Source organism: Streptomyces sp. NPDC054757, assembly GCF_053612185.1.
Genome location: NZ_JBSHBW010000001.1, coordinates 1 through 16,168, shown reverse-complemented (window position 1 = coordinate 16,168; position 16,168 = coordinate 1). Strand labels below are relative to the sequence as shown.

At 70.7% G+C, this 16,168-nt stretch carries 14 protein-coding genes; 8 read left to right on the top strand and 6 right to left on the bottom strand.

What is annotated here, in order from left to right; translation table 11 throughout:
- Positions 1-33: 33 nt before the first annotated feature.
- Both ACWGKJ_RS00070 and ACWGKJ_RS00065 read right to left on the bottom strand, forming a co-directional pair.
- Positions 34-3,330: a right-handed parallel beta-helix repeat-containing protein gene (locus ACWGKJ_RS00070; protein ID WP_385018894.1), complete on the bottom strand. Its 3,297-nt coding sequence runs from the start codon at positions 3,328-3,330 to the stop codon at positions 34-36.
- 136 nt (positions 3,331-3,466) lie between these two features.
- Positions 3,467-3,844, bottom strand: coding sequence for a VOC family protein (locus ACWGKJ_RS00065; RefSeq protein WP_385018926.1), 378 nt, complete (start codon positions 3,842-3,844; stop codon positions 3,467-3,469).
- 458 nt (positions 3,845-4,302) lie between these two features.
- On the opposite strand from ACWGKJ_RS00065, the gene ACWGKJ_RS00060 reads away from it, so the two are divergent.
- The 3 genes from ACWGKJ_RS00060 (at position 4,303) to ACWGKJ_RS00050 (ending at position 6,577) form a co-directional block, all read left to right on the top strand.
- Positions 4,303-4,716 carry an anti-sigma factor antagonist gene (locus ACWGKJ_RS00060; RefSeq protein ID WP_385018896.1) on the top strand — a complete coding sequence of 138 codons (414 nt, stop codon included), beginning with the start codon at positions 4,303-4,305 and terminating at the stop codon, positions 4,714-4,716.
- 86 nt (positions 4,717-4,802) lie between these two features.
- Positions 4,803-5,561 carry a class I SAM-dependent methyltransferase gene (locus ACWGKJ_RS00055; RefSeq protein WP_385018899.1) on the top strand — a complete coding sequence of 253 codons (759 nt, stop codon included), beginning with the start codon at positions 4,803-4,805 and terminating at the stop codon, positions 5,559-5,561.
- A 296-nt stretch (positions 5,562-5,857) separates the two neighbouring features.
- A complete protein-coding gene (locus ACWGKJ_RS00050) occupies positions 5,858-6,577 on the top strand; it encodes a prepilin peptidase (RefSeq protein ID WP_385018901.1) in 720 nt (239 codons plus the stop codon).
- A gap of 135 nt (positions 6,578-6,712) precedes the next feature.
- On the opposite strand, the gene mgrA is transcribed toward ACWGKJ_RS00050, so the two are convergent.
- Complete coding sequence (gene mgrA / locus ACWGKJ_RS00045; RefSeq protein WP_385018903.1) at positions 6,713-7,750, bottom strand: L-glyceraldehyde 3-phosphate reductase; 1,038 nt, start codon at positions 7,748-7,750, stop codon at positions 6,713-6,715.
- 218 nt (positions 7,751-7,968) lie between these two features.
- Here mgrA and ACWGKJ_RS00040 point away from each other — a divergent pair, with 218 nt between their 5' ends.
- The 4 genes from ACWGKJ_RS00040 to ACWGKJ_RS00025 all read left to right on the top strand — a co-directional run bounded on the left by ACWGKJ_RS00040 (position 7,969) and on the right by ACWGKJ_RS00025 (position 13,152).
- Entirely contained in the window at positions 7,969-8,730 is a 762-nt protein-coding gene (locus tag ACWGKJ_RS00040; protein ID WP_385018905.1) for an isoprenyl transferase, read from the top strand.
- A gap of 450 nt (positions 8,731-9,180) precedes the next feature.
- Positions 9,181-10,503, top strand: a complete 1,323-nt coding sequence (locus ACWGKJ_RS00035; RefSeq protein ID WP_385018907.1) for a PhoH family protein — start codon at positions 9,181-9,183, stop codon at positions 10,501-10,503.
- Positions 10,504-10,911: 408 nt separating this feature from the next.
- Positions 10,912-11,622, top strand: a complete 711-nt coding sequence (locus tag ACWGKJ_RS00030; protein ID WP_385018909.1) for an aggregation-promoting factor C-terminal-like domain-containing protein — start codon at positions 10,912-10,914, stop codon at positions 11,620-11,622.
- A 111-nt stretch (positions 11,623-11,733) separates the two neighbouring features.
- On the top strand, positions 11,734-13,152 hold the full coding sequence (locus ACWGKJ_RS00025; RefSeq protein ID WP_385018911.1) for an AI-2E family transporter: 1,419 nt from the start codon (positions 11,734-11,736) through the stop codon (positions 13,150-13,152).
- Positions 13,153-13,179: 27 nt separating this feature from the next.
- On the opposite strand, the gene ACWGKJ_RS00020 is transcribed toward ACWGKJ_RS00025, so the two are convergent.
- From ACWGKJ_RS00020 to ACWGKJ_RS00010, 3 genes are all read right to left on the bottom strand, one after another.
- Positions 13,180-13,797, bottom strand: coding sequence for a Uma2 family endonuclease (locus ACWGKJ_RS00020; protein ID WP_385018913.1), 618 nt, complete (start codon positions 13,795-13,797; stop codon positions 13,180-13,182).
- A gap of 151 nt (positions 13,798-13,948) precedes the next feature.
- Positions 13,949-14,482 carry an alkyl hydroperoxide reductase gene (locus ACWGKJ_RS00015; RefSeq protein ID WP_385018915.1) on the bottom strand — a complete coding sequence of 178 codons (534 nt, stop codon included), beginning with the start codon at positions 14,480-14,482 and terminating at the stop codon, positions 13,949-13,951.
- A gap of 12 nt (positions 14,483-14,494) precedes the next feature.
- Positions 14,495-15,049: a redoxin domain-containing protein gene (locus tag ACWGKJ_RS00010; RefSeq protein ID WP_164264525.1), complete on the bottom strand. Its 555-nt coding sequence runs from the start codon at positions 15,047-15,049 to the stop codon at positions 14,495-14,497.
- A 130-nt stretch (positions 15,050-15,179) separates the two neighbouring features.
- Here ACWGKJ_RS00010 and ACWGKJ_RS00005 point away from each other — a divergent pair, with 130 nt between their 5' ends.
- Positions 15,180-16,139, top strand: coding sequence for a hydrogen peroxide-inducible genes activator (locus tag ACWGKJ_RS00005; protein WP_385018918.1), 960 nt, complete (start codon positions 15,180-15,182; stop codon positions 16,137-16,139).
- Positions 16,140-16,168 lie beyond the last annotated feature (29 nt).

Genomic DNA, 16,168 nt, shown 5'->3' with positions numbered 1-16,168 from the left:
CCCTCAGACGCCAACTCCTCGGACCAGCAAGCCTCAGACCACCAAATCCTCCGGCAGCAGCATCCGCAGCGCCGCCGCGCCCGCGTCCGGCTCGCGGCTCAGCCTGCCCGCCTGCCGCGTCATCATCGACTCCAGCACCTTGCGCGCGAACCTCGCGTTGCCGAAGTTCTCGTCACGCGGCACCTCTTCGAAGTACTGGCCGAGCAGCGCCACCGTCTCAGGCGCGCAGTCGTACCCGTCACGTTCGCACTGGCGCCGCACGATCTCCACCAGATCTTCCGCCGAGTACGCGCCGAACGTCACCCGGCGCGAGAAGCGGGAGCCAAGACCGGGGTTGGAGCCGAGGAAGCGGTCCATCTCGCGCTCGTATCCCGCGACCACCACCGCGGTGTCGTCCCGGTGGTCCTCCATCAGCTTCACCAGGGTGTCGACCGCCTCCTGGCCGAAGTCCGAGCCCGAGCCACCCCCCGGGGTCAGCGCGTACGCCTCGTCGACGAAGAGCACACCGCCGCGCGCCCGCGCGAAGACCTCCTGGGTGAGCTGGGCGGTGTGCCCCACATACCGGCCCACCAGGTCCGCCCGCGCCACCTCGATCAGCTGGCCGCGCGGCAGCACCCCCAGCGCGCCGAGGAGTTCCCCGTACAGCCGGGCCACCGACGTCTTCCCGGTCCCGGGCGGGCCGGTGAAGACCAGGTGGTGGCCGACCGATGGGGCGGGGAGCCCCGCGGCCCGCCGTCTGCGGGCCGTCGCCAGCAGATTGACCAGGTCCTGCACCTGCGACTTGGCCTCGTCGAGGCCGACAAGCGAAGCCAGCTCCGCCATGACCGCGTCGATCCTGTCGGTGTCGGCGGGCCCGCTCTCGCCCGCGCCGATCGCCGCCGCCGCCTGTTCGCCCACGTCCGAAGGGAGCAGCGTCGTCAGGTCGTCGTCGGAGACCTCCGGCATCTCCGCGAGCCGCAGCGCCTGCCGGTCGATGAGCTCCTCGAAGACCTTGCGGGCCGCGCGCGCGTTGCCGAACGAGGCGTCCTTGTGCATCCGCTCGAAGTGCACGGACAGCGCCCGCTCGGTCTCGTCACCCAGCGTGTAGCGGTTCTGCTCGCACAGCGTCCGGACGATGGTGATCAGTTCGGGGACCGTGTAGTTCTCGAACTCGACCGTGCGGTTGAAGCGGGACGCGAGCCCCGGGTTGGAGGCCAGGAAGGTGTGCATCTCGGACGAGTAACCGGCCGCGATGACCACCACGTCGTCCCGGTGGTCCTCCATCAGTTTCACCAGGGTGTCTACCGCCTCCCGGCCGAAGTCAGCACCGCCGCCCGAAGAGCCGCCCTGGGTCAGCGCGTACGCCTCGTCGATGAACAGCACACCGCCCAGGGCCTGTTCGAAGACCTCGGTGGTCTTGATGGCGGTGCCGCCGACCACCTTCGCCACCAGATCGGCGCGGGCCACCTCGACCAGATGGCCGGAGCGCAGGACGCCCAGCGCCGCGAGGATGCTCCCGTACAGCCGCGCGACACTGGTCTTGCCGGTGCCGGGCGGACCCGCGAACACCAGATGGCGGGCGGTGGCCGGAACGGGGAGACCCGCCTCGCGGCGCCGCTCGGCCAGCCGGTTGAGGTTGACCAGGGTGGCGACCTGCTCCTTCACGGCGCGCAGACCGACGAGTTCGTCCAGCCGTGCCAGCGGGCCCCGCGGGTCCCCGGGAGCCCCTTCCGGCCCGCCGTTCTCGCCCGTGATGTCGGCCTCGCCGTTCTCCTCGCTGGTCAGCCGGTCGAGCACCAGCTCACCCGCGGTGGATCCGCGGTGTACCCCAGCGCCCTTGTTCCCGGTGACCGTGCACCCGGCCGCGCGCACCCGCATCGTGCTCACCGTCCGCAGCCCGTCCCCGCCGCCCGCCGTGAACGCGCACTCGGTCAGCTCGGCGCTCGCGTCGGCCCCGATGCTCACCCCGTGCCGCCCCGAGCCGCCCACCCGCACCCGGACGGCCGTCAGCTCGGCGCCCGCGCCGTCCACATCGAGGCCGTCGCTGCCGGACGTCTCGACCTCGCAGTCGACCAGCGTGACCGCGCCGCCCGCCCGGACCGAGATCCCGGCCCGGGCGGCCGACCGTACGACCGTGCCCTGGAACGCGGGCCCCGCGCCCCCGGCCCGGATGCCGCAGCCGCCCGCCGACGTCACCGTGCACGCCTCCGCCTTCCCGCGGGCCCCGTCCCGTACGTCGATGCCGTGCCCGCCGGTGTCCGTCACCGCGATCCGGCGCAGCACCGGGTCCGCGCTGTCCGCGACGACGATCCCGTGCCCGTCCGCGCCCGTCACGGTGACCCGGTCCAGCCGGGCGGTGCAGGCACCGGTGAGGACGATGCCGTCAGCGGCGCCCCCGGCCACCTCGGTACGGATCAGCACGGTGGACGAGCCGTCCTGGACGAGCACGCCGGCCGAACGGGCCCCGGTGATACGGGCGTCGGTGAACGTGCCGCGGGAGCGCCCGGTGACCGCGATGCCGTGGCCGCCGGGCCGGTCGACCCGGAGCCCGGTCAGCTCGGGGTCCGTACCGCCCGACAGGGTGACGCCGTGGGTGGTGGCGCCGGTGGCCGCGCAGCCGGTCAGTACGGTCTGCGCGGCCGTCGATATGTGGAAGCCGATCACGCAGCCGTCGGCCCGCACCCCGGTGAACCGTGTCGTGGCGTTCTCCTCCACGGCGACACCGGGCTTCACGGTCCGCACCACGGTGACATCCGTGAACGTGCCGCGCGCCCGGCCGTTGGCCAGGACGCCGTTGCCCCCCGCGTCCCTGATGGTGCAGCCGCGCACCTCGGTGGCCGCGTCCTCGCCGACCACGATCCCCGAACTCCCCAGCCGCTCAAGCACACAGTGCTCGACGACGCTGGTGCGCGACGACAGGTCGACGATCCCCGCGCCCGCCGGATTGCTCACGGTGGTGTCGCGCATGGCGAGCGAGCCCTCGTCCCTGGAGAGCAGCGCGGCCCAGGAGTTGCCGAACACCTCGCACCCCTCCAGGGCCGCCTGGCCGCGCGGTACGTCCACCACCGGCTCGTCCTCGTCGCCGCCCCCGCCCGCGACCAGCCGCAGCCCGGAGAGCTTCACGGCCTCGGCGAGCACCTGTACGGCGCTGCCGCCGCGCGGCGCGATCTCGACGGTGCTGCCCGGCTCATGGGCCACGACGGTGACCAGCTTCGTGACGACCAGGTTCTCGTCGTACCGCCCGGGCCTGACGCTGATCACCGAGCCGCCGCGCGCCGCGTTCAGCGCCTCGCCGATGGTGCGGTGGTCGCCCGCGCCTGCCGGGTCCACGACGATCAGATGGCGCGCCACAGGGGCTCCCTCGTGCTCGGTACTCCGGTCGGCCGACGGCCGTCCGACCGGGACCATCATGCCAAGGGAGCGAACGGCGCGGTCCCCGGCCCGAGCCCGCCGGACAGCCGGGGCCCGCCGGACCCGGAGCCCCGGATCAGCCCGTGTTGCCGTACGGCTGTGTGATCACTTCCATGGCGTGCCCCGACGGGTCCATGAAGTAGACACCCCGGCCGCCGAACAGGTGGTTGATCTCGCCGGGCTGCTTCTTGTGCGGGTCGGCGTAGAAGTCCGTACCGGTGGCCCGCATCCTCGCGAAGATCCCGTCGAAGGCTTCCTCGGGGACGAGGAAGGCGTAGTGCTGGGCGGGGAGCGGGGACCCGGGCGGTACGGACGCGAAGTCCAGGGTCACGCCATTGCTGAGCTCCACAGGGACGAAAGGCCCCCATTCCGCCCCGGCCTGCAGACCGAGCACGCCGGCCAGGAAGTCGGCGGACTCCCGTTTGTCCCGGGAAAGAACGATGGTGTGGTTCAGCTCGACGGGGAAGGGCCCGGATGCCGCGTCGGCCCCGGGCTGTGATGCGGGTCCCGGTACCGCTGCCCCCGCTGACGTGGTTGTCGTTGCTTCCGCTGCTGCTGCTTCTGCTTCCGGCACTGCGTCTGGATCCGACACGGTGGAATGCCTCCAACGGGCACCTCACGGGCACCTCCACGCCTCACCCGGCCGGTGACCGGCGCGCGATGCCGTACGGACCAGCCTAGGCGCTGCCCGGTCCGTACGCACGGGTCCGGTACGCGCGGGGCACTCCGACAACTCTCTCCGGACAGGACGACGTTCACCGGCTGCTTCACCCGGCCAGGTGAATCACGGCAAGCATGCACGTTTCTGCACCGTGCCGCTTCTTAAGGTGTGTCAGGTCGCCCCGGCCCTCGACGACCGGCCCGTTTCCGCCGGCCGACCCGATGTCACAGCGACCGACCCGGGGGTCGGCCATGAATGCTAAGGAAAAGCACACGGAGAAGACAGAGCAGGACAAGCACGCGGAGAGCACGACGCCGGAAGGGCGGCCCGCCCCCGGCCCGGCCGTCCGCAGTTACACCGCGGGCCGCTTCACCGTGGTCGAACTGCGCGGCGAGATCGACCTCCTCGCGGCCGCCCGTATCCGTGAGTGCACCGATGCCGCCACCGCGCCCCAGGGCGCGCGGGTGATCGTCGACCTCCGCCCCGCGACCTTCATCGACTGCGCCGCCCTCGGGGTGCTCTGCCGGGCCAGGAGCCGGGTGCTCGACCGCGGCGGTTCGATCGACCTGGTCTGCACCCGCGCCCTGCATCTGCGGATGCTGCGGGTCACCGGTCTGGCCGGCTACTTCCCGAACAGCCCCACGGTGGCCGAGATCTCGGCCTGACAGGCCCACCGGTGGAGGGCGGCGGCACCCTGCCGGAGGTAAATGCGCTGGCGGGAGGGGTGCCCGGCCTGCCAGACTCGGTCTCCATGTCCAGGACCTTTGAAGAGCTGGTGGCCGAGGCCGACTCCGTATCCGTCGACGGCTGGGACTTCTCCTGGCTGGACGGGCGCGCCACCGAGGAGCGGCCCTCCTGGGGTTACGCCCGCGCGATGGGGGAGCGTATGGCCCGTGCCTCGGCCGCGCTCGACATCCAGACCGGCGGCGGAGAGGTACTGGCCGGAGTGGAGAAGCTGCCACCGCTGACGGTCGCCACCGAGGCATGGCCGCCGAACGTGGCCAGGGCCACCGCCCTGCTGCACCCGCTGGGCGCCGTGGTGGTGGCCGACCCTGACGAGCCGCCGCTGCCCTTCGCCGACGGCGCCTTCGACCTGGTCGTCAGCCGCCACCCGGTGAAGGCGCACTGGCAGGAGATCGCCCGGGTGCTGGCGCCCGGGGGTACGTACTTCTCCCAGGAGGTCGGCCCGGCGAGCGTCTTCGAGCTTGTCGAGTACTTCCTTGGCCCGCAGCCCGAGGCGCGCAAGGGGCGCGACCCGGAGGCGGCCCGCACCGCGGCGCTGGCGGCGGGCCTTGAGGTGGTCGATCTGCGGCTGGAGAGCCTGCGCACCGAGTTCCTCGACATCGGGGCTGTCGTCTACTTCCTGCGCAAGGTGGTCTGGATGGTGCCCGGCTTCACCACCGAGGCGTATCTGCCGCAGCTCCGGGCGCTCCACGAGCAGATCGAGGCCGATGGACCGTTCATCGCGCACACGACACGTTTCCTGATCGAGGCCCGCAAGCCCCGATGAACCCCTGAGCCGCCCGGCCGGGCCGGCCCACGCTTGCCGCCCGCCGGGCACGGGTGAGGCGGGCACCGGGCCGGCCCACACCAGCCGCCCGCCGGGCACGGGCCAGGCCACATCCGCCGCCCGCAGCCCGCCGGGCACGGGTCAGGCCACATCCGCCGCCCGCAGCCCGCCGGGCACGGGTCAGGCCACATCCGCCGCCCGCCGGGCACCGGGCCGGCCCACACCAGCCGCCCGCCGCCCGCCCGGCCCGCGGCCACGCCCGCCCCCGCCCCACCCGGCCGGTCTAAACTCGCCGGGTGTCTGCCGCGCTGATCGTCGTCATCGCCGCCTGTTTCGGCGCCGCCGTGGGGGCCCTGCTGCCGCGCCCCGCCTACCGGCTCGCGGTGGCCCCCGGTGCTCCCTGGCAGGACGCCACCCCGTCCGGGCAGCCGATCGCGGGCTGGCTCGGCCCCGCGCGCGGCGCCGACGGGTGGTACGGCCCCAGCACCCCCGTGACCGCCGTACTCACCGCCCTGTGCTGTGCCGCGCTCGCGGCGGCTGCGGGGGCCACGCCGGAGGCGGCCGTCTGGGTGCTGCTCGTGCCCGCCCTGGTGCTGCTGGCCCTGGTGGACCGCGCGGTGCAGCGGCTGCCCGACATCCTCACGCTGCCCATCGCGGCGGCGACCGCGGCCCTGCTCGGGGCCGCCGCGCTGCTGCCCGGCGCACGGGGCTCCTGGACCGGCGCCCTGCTCGGCGGACTCGCCCTGGGCGGCGGCTACTTCGTACTCTTCCTGATCAACCCGAACGGCATGGGCTTCGGCGACGTCAAACTGGCGGCCGGTCTCGGAGTGGCCCTCGGCTGGTACGGCTGGGGCGTCCTGCTGCTCGGCACCCTCGCGGGGTTCGTCTACGGGGCGGTGTACGGAGTCGGCCTGATCCTGCGGGGGCGCGCGGGCCGCAAGAGCGCGATGCCGTTCGGCCCTTTCATGGTGGCGGGAGCGCTCACCGGTCTGCTGCTGGGCGGATTCGGAGCGTAATCGCCCGGCATTGGCCGGGCACGGCGTGGCGCCAACACGACTTACGAAGGGTTATGGTGGAAACCCCCCCTCGGGCCGGTCCGTATCCCCCCCACGGACCGGCCCGTTTTTTCTGCCCTGATCCGCCCGCGGCGGTCAGCTCCGGCCGGCCCAGATGTTGGTGCCCGCGGTGTCGACGGCGAACGAGTCGATCTCCGTCAGTTCGTCCGCGGAGAGCGGGGCCGCCGTGAGCGCCGCCACATTCTCGTCGAGCTGCTTCACGCTGGAGGCGCCGATGAGCGCGGACGTCATCCGCGGATCGCGCAGCACCCAGTTGAGCGCCAGCTGCGCCAGGGACTGCCCGCGCCGCTTCGCGATCTCGTTGAGCCCGTTGAGCCGGCGCACGACCTCGTCCGAGAGCAGCTGGGGGTCGAGCGACTTGCCCTGCGTGGCGCGCGAACCCTCCGGGATGCCCTTCAGGTACTTGCCGGTGAGCAGGCCCTGCGCGAGCGGCACGAAGGAGATGCAGCCCATACCGGCCGTCTCCAGGGTGTCGAGCAGCCTGTCCTCCTCCGTCCAGCGGTTGATCATGGAGTACGAGGGCTGGTGGATCAGCGCCGGGACGCCCATCTCCTTGAGGATGCGGGCCGCCTCCGCGGTCTGCTCACTGTTGTACGAGGAGACCCCGACGTACAGCGCCTTGCCCTGCTGCACGGCGGAGGCCAGCGCGCCCATCGTCTCCTCCAGGGGAGTCTCCGGGTCGAAGCGGTGGGAGTAGAAGATGTCGACGTAGTCGAGACCCATCCGCGCGAGCGAGGCGTCCAGCGAGGACAGCAGATACTTGCGCGAGCCCCACTCGCCGTACGGGCCGGGGTGCATCAGATAGCCGGCCTTGGTCGAAATGACCAGTTCATGCCGGTACGGTGCGAAGTCCTGGGCGAAGAGCTTGCCGAAGTTGAGCTCGGCGGAGCCGGCCGGCGGGCCGTAGTTGTTCGCCAGGTCGAAATGGGTGACGCCGGTGTCGAAGGCGCGGCGGAGGATCGCGCGCTGTGAGTCGAGCGTGCGGTCGTCGCCGAAGTTGTGCCACAGGCCGAGCGAGACAGCGGGGAGTTTCAGCCCACTGCGGCCGGTGCGCCGGTACTCCATGGAGTCGTATCGGTCATCGGCGGCGAAATAACGAAGAGAATCAGTCACAGGCCCTTCCCTATCACGGACTTGTGACAGACCGGGTTGGGCTGTCATGACCCCTGCGCAGTACTGTGGCGGCTCGGGCCGATTGCCACCGCACAGAGCCATGGACACAGAGCTGTGGACTCCGTGCAGTGCCTTCCCGGGAGGACGCATCCCGGGACCCCCAGCCGGAAAAGCACGTCGGGCAGGGCGTCCGGCACGACATCGCGAGGTGAATCGCAGTGAACTTGCGCGACCTGGTGTACGGGCTCTACGCACGTCGGGTGGAAGGCCGCCTCGACCACGACCAGGTGCCCAAGCACATCGGACTCATCCTGGACGGCAACCGGCGCTGGGCCAAGGCGTCCGGCGGCACCGCCGCACAGGGCCACAAGGCCGGGGCCGACAAGATCACCGAGTTTCTCGGCTGGTGCGCGGAGACCGATGTCGAGGTCGCCACGCTCTGGCTGCTGTCCACGGACAACTTCGACCGCCCCCAGGAGGAGCTGACCGCGCTCTTCGGCATCATCGAGGACACCGTCAGGGGCCTCGCGGCGGACGGCCGCTGGCGGGTCCACCACGTCGGCGCGCTCGATCTGCTCCCCGGCCACACCCAGGCCGTACTCAAGGAGGCCGAAGAGGCCACCACGGGCAACACCGGGATACTGGTCAATGTCGCGGTCGGCTACGGCGGCCGCCAGGAGATCGCCGACGCGGTCCGCTCCCTCCTCCTGGAGCACGCCCAGAAGGGCACGTCCTTCGAGGAGCTGGCCGAAACCGTCGATGTCGAGCGCATCTCGGAACACCTCTACACCCGCGGCCAGCCCGACCCGGATCTGGTGATCCGCACCAGCGGGGAGCAGCGGCTCTCCGGGTTCATGCTCTGGCAGAGCGCCCACTCCGAGTATTACTTCTGCGAAGTCTTCTGGCCCGCCTTCCGCAAGGTCGACTTCCTGCGGGCGCTGCGCGACTACGCGGCCCGCCACCGGCGCTACGGCGCCTGAGCCCCCTCCCGTCCCGCACCCACCGCGCCGCGGCGCGCTCGTCGTGCACCCTTTCGAGTGATGGCCTGAAGTATTCGCTTTTCCGGAGCCGGCACCCGGTGGAGCGCGGATGTCGCGCCGGTCAGCCACGGATGACGTGCGGGTGAAAACCTCCCTGCCCTGACCGCCACTGGCAGGAACCGGTCGTACGCCGTGGCATGGCCGCGGGCGTTCGCGGGAATACCCCATGCAGGTCGACGTCCGGTCCACGGATGTCGTATCTCAGTGAGCGGCCCGGTCCGCTCGCCCGGGAGGCCCTTTGCACCAGGACGACCGTGCGGTGAGCGCGGGAGACGACGTGGAGGGCCGGGTCCGGCCTCCGCGCTGGTGGAGGCCCGCTCCGGTCCCAGCAGCCCGCGACGCCGTCGCTCCCCGACCTCAGGCTTGTGTCCAAAGGGGGTACGTCCTTCCGTGGTGACCAGCACTAAGCGCCGCATGCCCGACAGGCGCACTTACGTTCTTGACACCAGCGTCCTGCTGGCCGATCCCAACGCCATGGCCCGGTTCGACGAGCACGAGGTGGTGCTCCCGATCGTCGTGGTCACGGAACTGGAGGCCAAGAGGCACCATCCGGAGCTCGGCTACTTCGCCCGGCAGGCGCTGCGCCTGCTGGACGATCTCCGGGTGCGGTACGGACGTCTCGACGCCCCTCTTCCCATGGGGGAACTCGGCGGGACCCTCCGTGTCGAACTCAACCACTCGGATCCCAGCGTGCTCCCGGCCGGCTACCGGCTCGGGGACAACGACTCACGCATCCTCGCGGTCGCGCGCAACCTCCAGGCCGAGGGGTTCGACGTCACCGTCGTCTCCAAGGACCTCCCGCTGCGTATCAAGGCCTCGTCCGTGGGGCTCCTCGCCGAGGAGTACCGCGCCGAACTGGCGATCACGGACTCCGGCTACACCGGGATGAGCGAACTGGCCCTCTCGCCCGACCAGGTGGACCTCCTGTTCTCCGAGGACACCCTCTACGTACCGGAGGCCGCCGATCTGCCGGTGCACACCGGTCTGGTGCTCCAGTCCGAGCGCGGCAAGGCGCTGGGCCGGATCACGGCCGAGGGCAATGTGAAGCTCGTACGGGGCGACCGCGAGGCCTTCGGGCTGCACGGCCGCAGCGCCGAGCAGCGCATCGCCCTCGATCTGCTCCTCGACCCGGACATCGGCATCATCTCGATGGGCGGCCGGGCCGGCACCGGCAAGTCCGCTCTGGCGCTCTGCGCGGGCCTGGAGGCCGTCCTGGAGCGCAGACAGCACCAGAAGGTGATGGTCTTCCGTCCGCTGTACGCGGTCGGCGGGCAGGAACTCGGCTATCTGCCGGGCTCCGAGTCCGAGAAGATGGGGCCCTGGGCGCAGGCGGTCTTCGACACGCTCTCCTCGGTGACGAGCCGGGACGTGATCGAGGAAGTGGTCGGCCGGGGCATGCTCGAAGTCCTGCCGCTCACTCATATCCGGGGCCGCTCCCTGCATGACGCGTTCGTCATCGTGGACGAGGCCCAGTCCCTGGAGCGGAACGTCCTGCTGACGGTGCTCTCCAGGATCGGCTCGAACTCGCGGGTGGTGCTGACCCATGACGTCGCCCAGCGGGACAACCTGCGGGTGGGCCGGTACGACGGAGTGGTCGCCGTCGTGGAGAAACTGAAGGGGCATCCGCTCTTCGCCCATGTCACCCTCAACCGGTCCGAGCGCTCGCAGATCGCCGCACTGGTGACCGAAATGCTGGAGGACGGACAGCTCTAGGGGTATTGCCAGAACCCCCACCCTTACGGTAGGGGCCAGTTGGAGCCGCCCGGCAAGGCGCAGGAGCCTAGCCGGGCGGCTCTCTGTTGCGCAGCAATCTCCAGAAAACTCGTGCGCCAAACGGGGTGTGAGCTTTAACACTCGACCGACGTTTGCCTTGAAGCGGCGGCGTCGGGCAGAGTCTTGCTTCCGTCAGGCCCCGCATGCGGCACATGTGCACCCCCAGGGGTGCGGCACCACACAACTCAACACTTGCCGCCGCATGCCGCCCGAGTACCACGCGGCACTTCCGTAAGGGAGTTGTCCACCGGGTCAGTGCCTCCCGTGACCTGTACGCCAGGGAGGCCCGCGCCAAGGGCACGATTGCGTCCGCGAGGTCACGAGCGGTCGCTGCTGGAAGGAAACCGTGTGAGCCGGATTTCGGTCCGGGGATTCGCGGTGGCGTCAGCCACTGCGGTCACCACCGTAGGAGCAGTTGTCGGCGTCGCATCGGGCAGCACCATGCCCGCAGGCGACAACATCGATGCAGCCTCCGCAGCGGACACGACGACCCTCGCAGACGTCCCTGACGGCCAGCAGGCCCAGGTCGCGTCGCTGACCGAGCAGGCCGACACCCAGGCGGTGCAGGCCGACGCGGCGGCGAAGAAGTCCGCGGAGGAGTCGGCCCGTATCCAGGCCGCCAAGGACGCGAAGAGCAAGAAGGCAGCCGCCGACGAGGCGGTCGCCAAGGCCAAGGAAGCCGCGAAGAAGCGCGCGGAGGAGAAGAAGCTGGCGTCCAGCCGCTCTTCCGTCCGCGACGCGAGCAGCTTCTCCTCGCAGGGCTCGTACACGGCCTCTCAGGTCCAGGCCATGGCGCGGCAGATGATGCCGTCCGACCAGTTCCAGTGCTTCAGCAACATCGTGAGCCATGAGTCCGGCTGGAACTACAAGGCGACCAACGCCGGTTCCGGTGCCTACGGTCTCGTCCAGGCTCTCCCCGGTTCGAAGATGGCCTCCGCGGGTGCCGACTGGCAGACCAACCCGGCCACGCAGATAAAGTGGGGCCTGAACTACATGAACAGCCGCTACCACAGCCCCTGTGGCGCATGGTCGTTCTGGCAGGCCAACAGCTGGTACTAGAGCGCCTGTCCGCTCAACTTCAGGGAGCCCCCCGCCGTCTCCACGGCGGGGGGCTCCCTGCATGTACGGTCGGCTCCGGATGAGGAGCGAGGTCGGGGGAAGAGGAACATCATGTCGAAACTGCCGGACTGGCTGGAACGCGTGGGATCCGAACTCACCCATCTGGGTGAGAGGCTGGAGGAGCGCCGCTCCGCGGACGACGCGGACGGCGTCACCGACGGAGCGGGCTCGCACACCGGAGGGGCCGAAGGCCATCCGGCGCCGGGCCAGGTGCCGCCGCCCCCCGACTACGCGCCGGCCGTCGCGGCCCGCCCCGACCCGGTGGCAGCGGTGCCGTGGGGCATGCGGGTGGCCGCGGAGGCGGGCTGGCGGCTCCTTGTCCTCGCGGGGACCCTCTGGGTGCTGATGCGGGTCATCAGCGCCATCCAGCTGGTCGTCCTCGCCTTCGTCGCCGCGCTGCTCGTCACGGCGCTCCTCCAGCCGACGGTCGCCAGGCTCCGCAGGGCCGGCCTGCCACGGGGGCTCGCCACCGCGCTGACCGCGATCCTCGGCTTCGTCATCATGGGTCTCGTCGGCTGGTTCGTGGTCTGGCAGGTGATGGAGAATCTGGACACGGTCTCCAGCCGGGTCCAGGAGGGCATCCAGGAGCTGCGGCGCTGGCTGCTGCACAGTCCGTTCCATGTGACGGACAAGCAGATCAACGAGATCGCCAAGAACCTGAGCGACACCGTCGGCACCAACACCAACGAGATCACCTCGGCCGGCCTCCAGGGCGTCACGGTCATGGTGGAGTTCCTCACCGGGATGCTGCTGGCGATGTTCTCCACGCTCTTCCTGCTGTACGACGGGGCGCGCATCTGGCAGTGGACGCTCAAGCTCGTCCCGGCCCAGGCCCGTCCGGGAGTCGCCGGCGCGGGCCCGCGCGCCTGGCGGACACTGACCGCCTATGTGCGCGGCACGGTGATAGTGGCGATGATCGACGCGATCTTCATCGGCCTCGGGCTCTTCTTCCTCGATGTGCCGCTGGCCGTCCCGCTGGCCGTCTTCATCTTCCTGTTCGCGTTCATCCCGCTGGTGGGCGCCGTGATCTCCGGTGCGCTCGCGGTGGTCGTCGCGCTGGTGACCCAGGGGCCGTTCACGGCGCTGATGGTGCTGATCGTCGTACTCGCCGTCCAGCAGATCGAGGGCCATGTGCTCCAGCCGTTCATCCTCGGCCGGGCGGTCCGGGTCCATCCGCTGGCGGTGGTCCTCTCGGTGGCCGCGGGCGGCATGATCGCCGGCATCGGGGGAGCGGTGGTGGCGGTTCCGCTGGTGGCCGTGACCAATACGGTGGTCGGCTACCTCCGCGCGTACAGCATGAAGCACGCCATGGCCGCCGCTCCCCGACAGCAAGCCGGGCCCCCGCAGGGGACGGCATCGGCGCCGGCGGCCTCCGACGCGACGGTCACGGCACCGCCCGCGCCCGGCCCGGAACCGGAGACGATGCCGCCTGCCGAGACTTCGGCGCTGGGGACCGACGGGACCGGGTGAGGGCGGAGCCCGGGCAGGGAGCGACGGTCAGTCCCGGGACAGCAGCAGGGCGGCGTCCACGGAGAGTTCGCGCTCGTTCCCGTCGGGCGAGACCGGCGCCGGAACGGGGAACATCGCCCCGGGGGCGTACACCGCGTGCTGTGCGTACCCCTGATCCTGCGGACCGGTCAGAACGTGGACACGCTGCTTACGGCGGTCCACGATCACATAGACGGGGATGCCCGCGGCCGCGTAGGTGCCGACCTTGGTCTGGAGATCGGTCCTGTAGTTGGACGAGGTGACCTCCAGGACGAGCCGGAAGACCGCCGGGTCGTAGCAGTTGTGCTCCACCAGGTGGTCACGGTAGTCCGCGTCGACCACCGCGAGGTCGGGGATGGCGAAGTCCTCCGCGCCGGTCGGCAGCCACAGACCGATGGCCTGGATCACCCGGGACTCGGTGCTGTGCAGCCCGGCGGAGGCGAAGGCGAGCACCAGGTCGGTGAGGGATTCCCCGTGAGGGCCGTCCGGCGGTGGGGTCACGGTGATTTCTCCCCCGAGAATCTCGACGCGGAGGCCCGGCAGCCGGTCAGTGATCAGATCGGCTGTTTCGAGCAGGCTCGGCTCGGGCCCGTCGTGGCAGGGATGCTCGACCGCTGCGGCAGACATGGCGCCTCCTGGTGGCTGATGTCGAGACCTTCATCGTAGGCCGCCGGGTGCCGGGCCGTCCGGTACCGGAACCGTTCGCCCAAACGGATGAGTGCAGAAAACCCCGGTGGTGCGTTTCCGCACGTCACCGGGGTTTCCTGTCTCCGTACCGCTACTCGGCCAGCACGGCCTCGGAGTCGAGCGTCACGCCGACCGCCTGCAGGACGGCCGCGATCTTGAAGGCCTCCTGGATGGTCTCGCGGTCCACGCCCGCCTTGCGGAGCACCTGCTCGTGCGAGTCGAGGCACTGGCCGCAGCCGTTGATCGCGGAGACGGCGAGCGACCAGAGCTCGAAGTCGGCCTTCTCCACACCGGGGTTGCCGATCACGTTCATCCGCAGACCGGCGCGGAGCGTCCCGTACTCCGGGTCCGACAGCAGGTGCCGGGTCCGGTAGAAGACGTTGTTCATCGCCATGACCGCCGCGGCGGAGCGGGCCGCCGTGTACGCCTCGCGGGAGAGGTTCGCCTTGGCCTCGGGCTCCAGCTCGCGCAGCACCCGCGGTGAGCGCGAAGCGATGGCGCAGGCGAGGACGGTGCCCCACAGCTGCTGCTTCGGCAGGTCGCTGTTGCCGATCACCGAACCGAGGTTCAGCTTCAGGTCCTTGGCGTAGTCCGGTATGGCGGACTTCAGTTCGTCGAGTGACATCGTGGAATCAGCTCACTCGCCCGAGAGGAGCGCGACCGGGTCCAGGGTGTTCTCGCCCTTGGTCCAGTTGCAGGGGCACAGCTCGTCGGTCTGCAGGGCGTCGAGGACCCGCAGGACCTCCTTGGGGTTACGGCCCACGGAACCGGCGGTCACCATCGTGAACTGGATCTCGTTGTTCTGGTCGACGATGAAGACGGCGCGCTGCGCGAAGCCGTCCTCGCCCTCGATGCCGAGGTCACGCATGAGCTCGTGCTTCGAGTCGGCCATCATCGGGAAGGGCAGGTCGGTGAGGTCCGGGTGGTCCTTGCGCCAGGCGTGGTGCACGAACTCGGAGTCACCGGAGAAGCCGAGGACCTGCGCGTCGCGGTCGGCGAACTCCTCGTTCAGCTTGCCGAAGGCGGCGATCTCGGTCGGGCACACGAAGGTGAAGTCCTTGGGCCACGCGAAGACGATCTTCCACTTGCCCTCGTAGGTCTTGTGGTCGATCTGCGCGAACTCCTTGCCGCTCTCCAGCGACACACAGGCAGTCAGGTCGAACTGGGGGAACTGGTCACCGACAGTGAGCACGTACTCTCCTTGCAGCTTCGGAATTCCCTTTTGGGGCGTTCCTGGGGGTTGGACGGGTTACAGACTGACACAGGATCCATTGATCACAGAAATAGCTAGACTTGGTTGTCGTGATCGGAGGTACCTATCAGTGACCCACATATATACGGGCGGCGCCGTCGTCCGGGGCAAGCAGCCCACCGTGGCGCAGCTGCGGGCCTTCGCTGCCGTGGCGGAGCATCTGCACTTCCGGGACGCGGCCGCCGCGATCGGGATGAGCCAGCCCGCGCTCTCCGGCGCCGTCTCGGCGCTTGAGGACGTCCTCGGCGTACAGCTCCTGGAGCGGACCACCCGCAAGGTGCTTCTCTCGCCCGCAGGGGAGCGGCTGGCGGTGCGGGCCGGAGCGGTGCTCGACGCCGTGGGTGAGCTGATGGACGAGGCCGACGCGGTACGGGCGCCCTTCACCGGGGTGCTCAGGCTCGGTGTGATCCCCACGGTCGCCCCGTATCTGCTGCCGACCGTGCTGCGGCTCGTCCACCGCGAGTACCCGGACCTCGACCTCCAGGTGCACGAGGAGCAGACCTCGTCGCTGATCGAGGGGCTGACCGCCGGGCGGCTCGACCTGCTGCTGCTCGCGGTGCCGCTGGGGGCGCCGGGGGTCGTGGAACTCCCCCTGTACGAAGAGGAGTTCGTACTGGTCACCCCGCGCGACCACTGGCTGGCCGGGCGTACGGACATCCCGCGGGACGCCCTGCGCGAGCTGGATCTGCTGCTGCTCGACGAGGGGCACTGTCTGCGGGACCAGACACTGGACATCTGCCGGGAGGCCGGCCGCGCCGACGGAGTGCCGGTCACGACCACGGCCGCCGGGCTCTCCACACTGGTCCAGCTGGTGGCCGGCGGGCTCGGCGTGACCCTGCTGCCGCGTACGGCGGTACGGGTCGAGACCGGGCGCAACGACCAGCTGGCCACCGCGTACTTCGCGGAGCCCGCGCCGATGCGCCGGATAGCGCTGGCGATGCGGGCCGGGGCGGCGCGCCAGGAGGAGTTCACCGCGTTCGCCGCGGCGCTGCGGGAGGGTGTGCGGCCGCTGCCGGTCTGGCTGGCGTGAGGGTGGCGGGGGCCGCGCCGGGTGCGTCC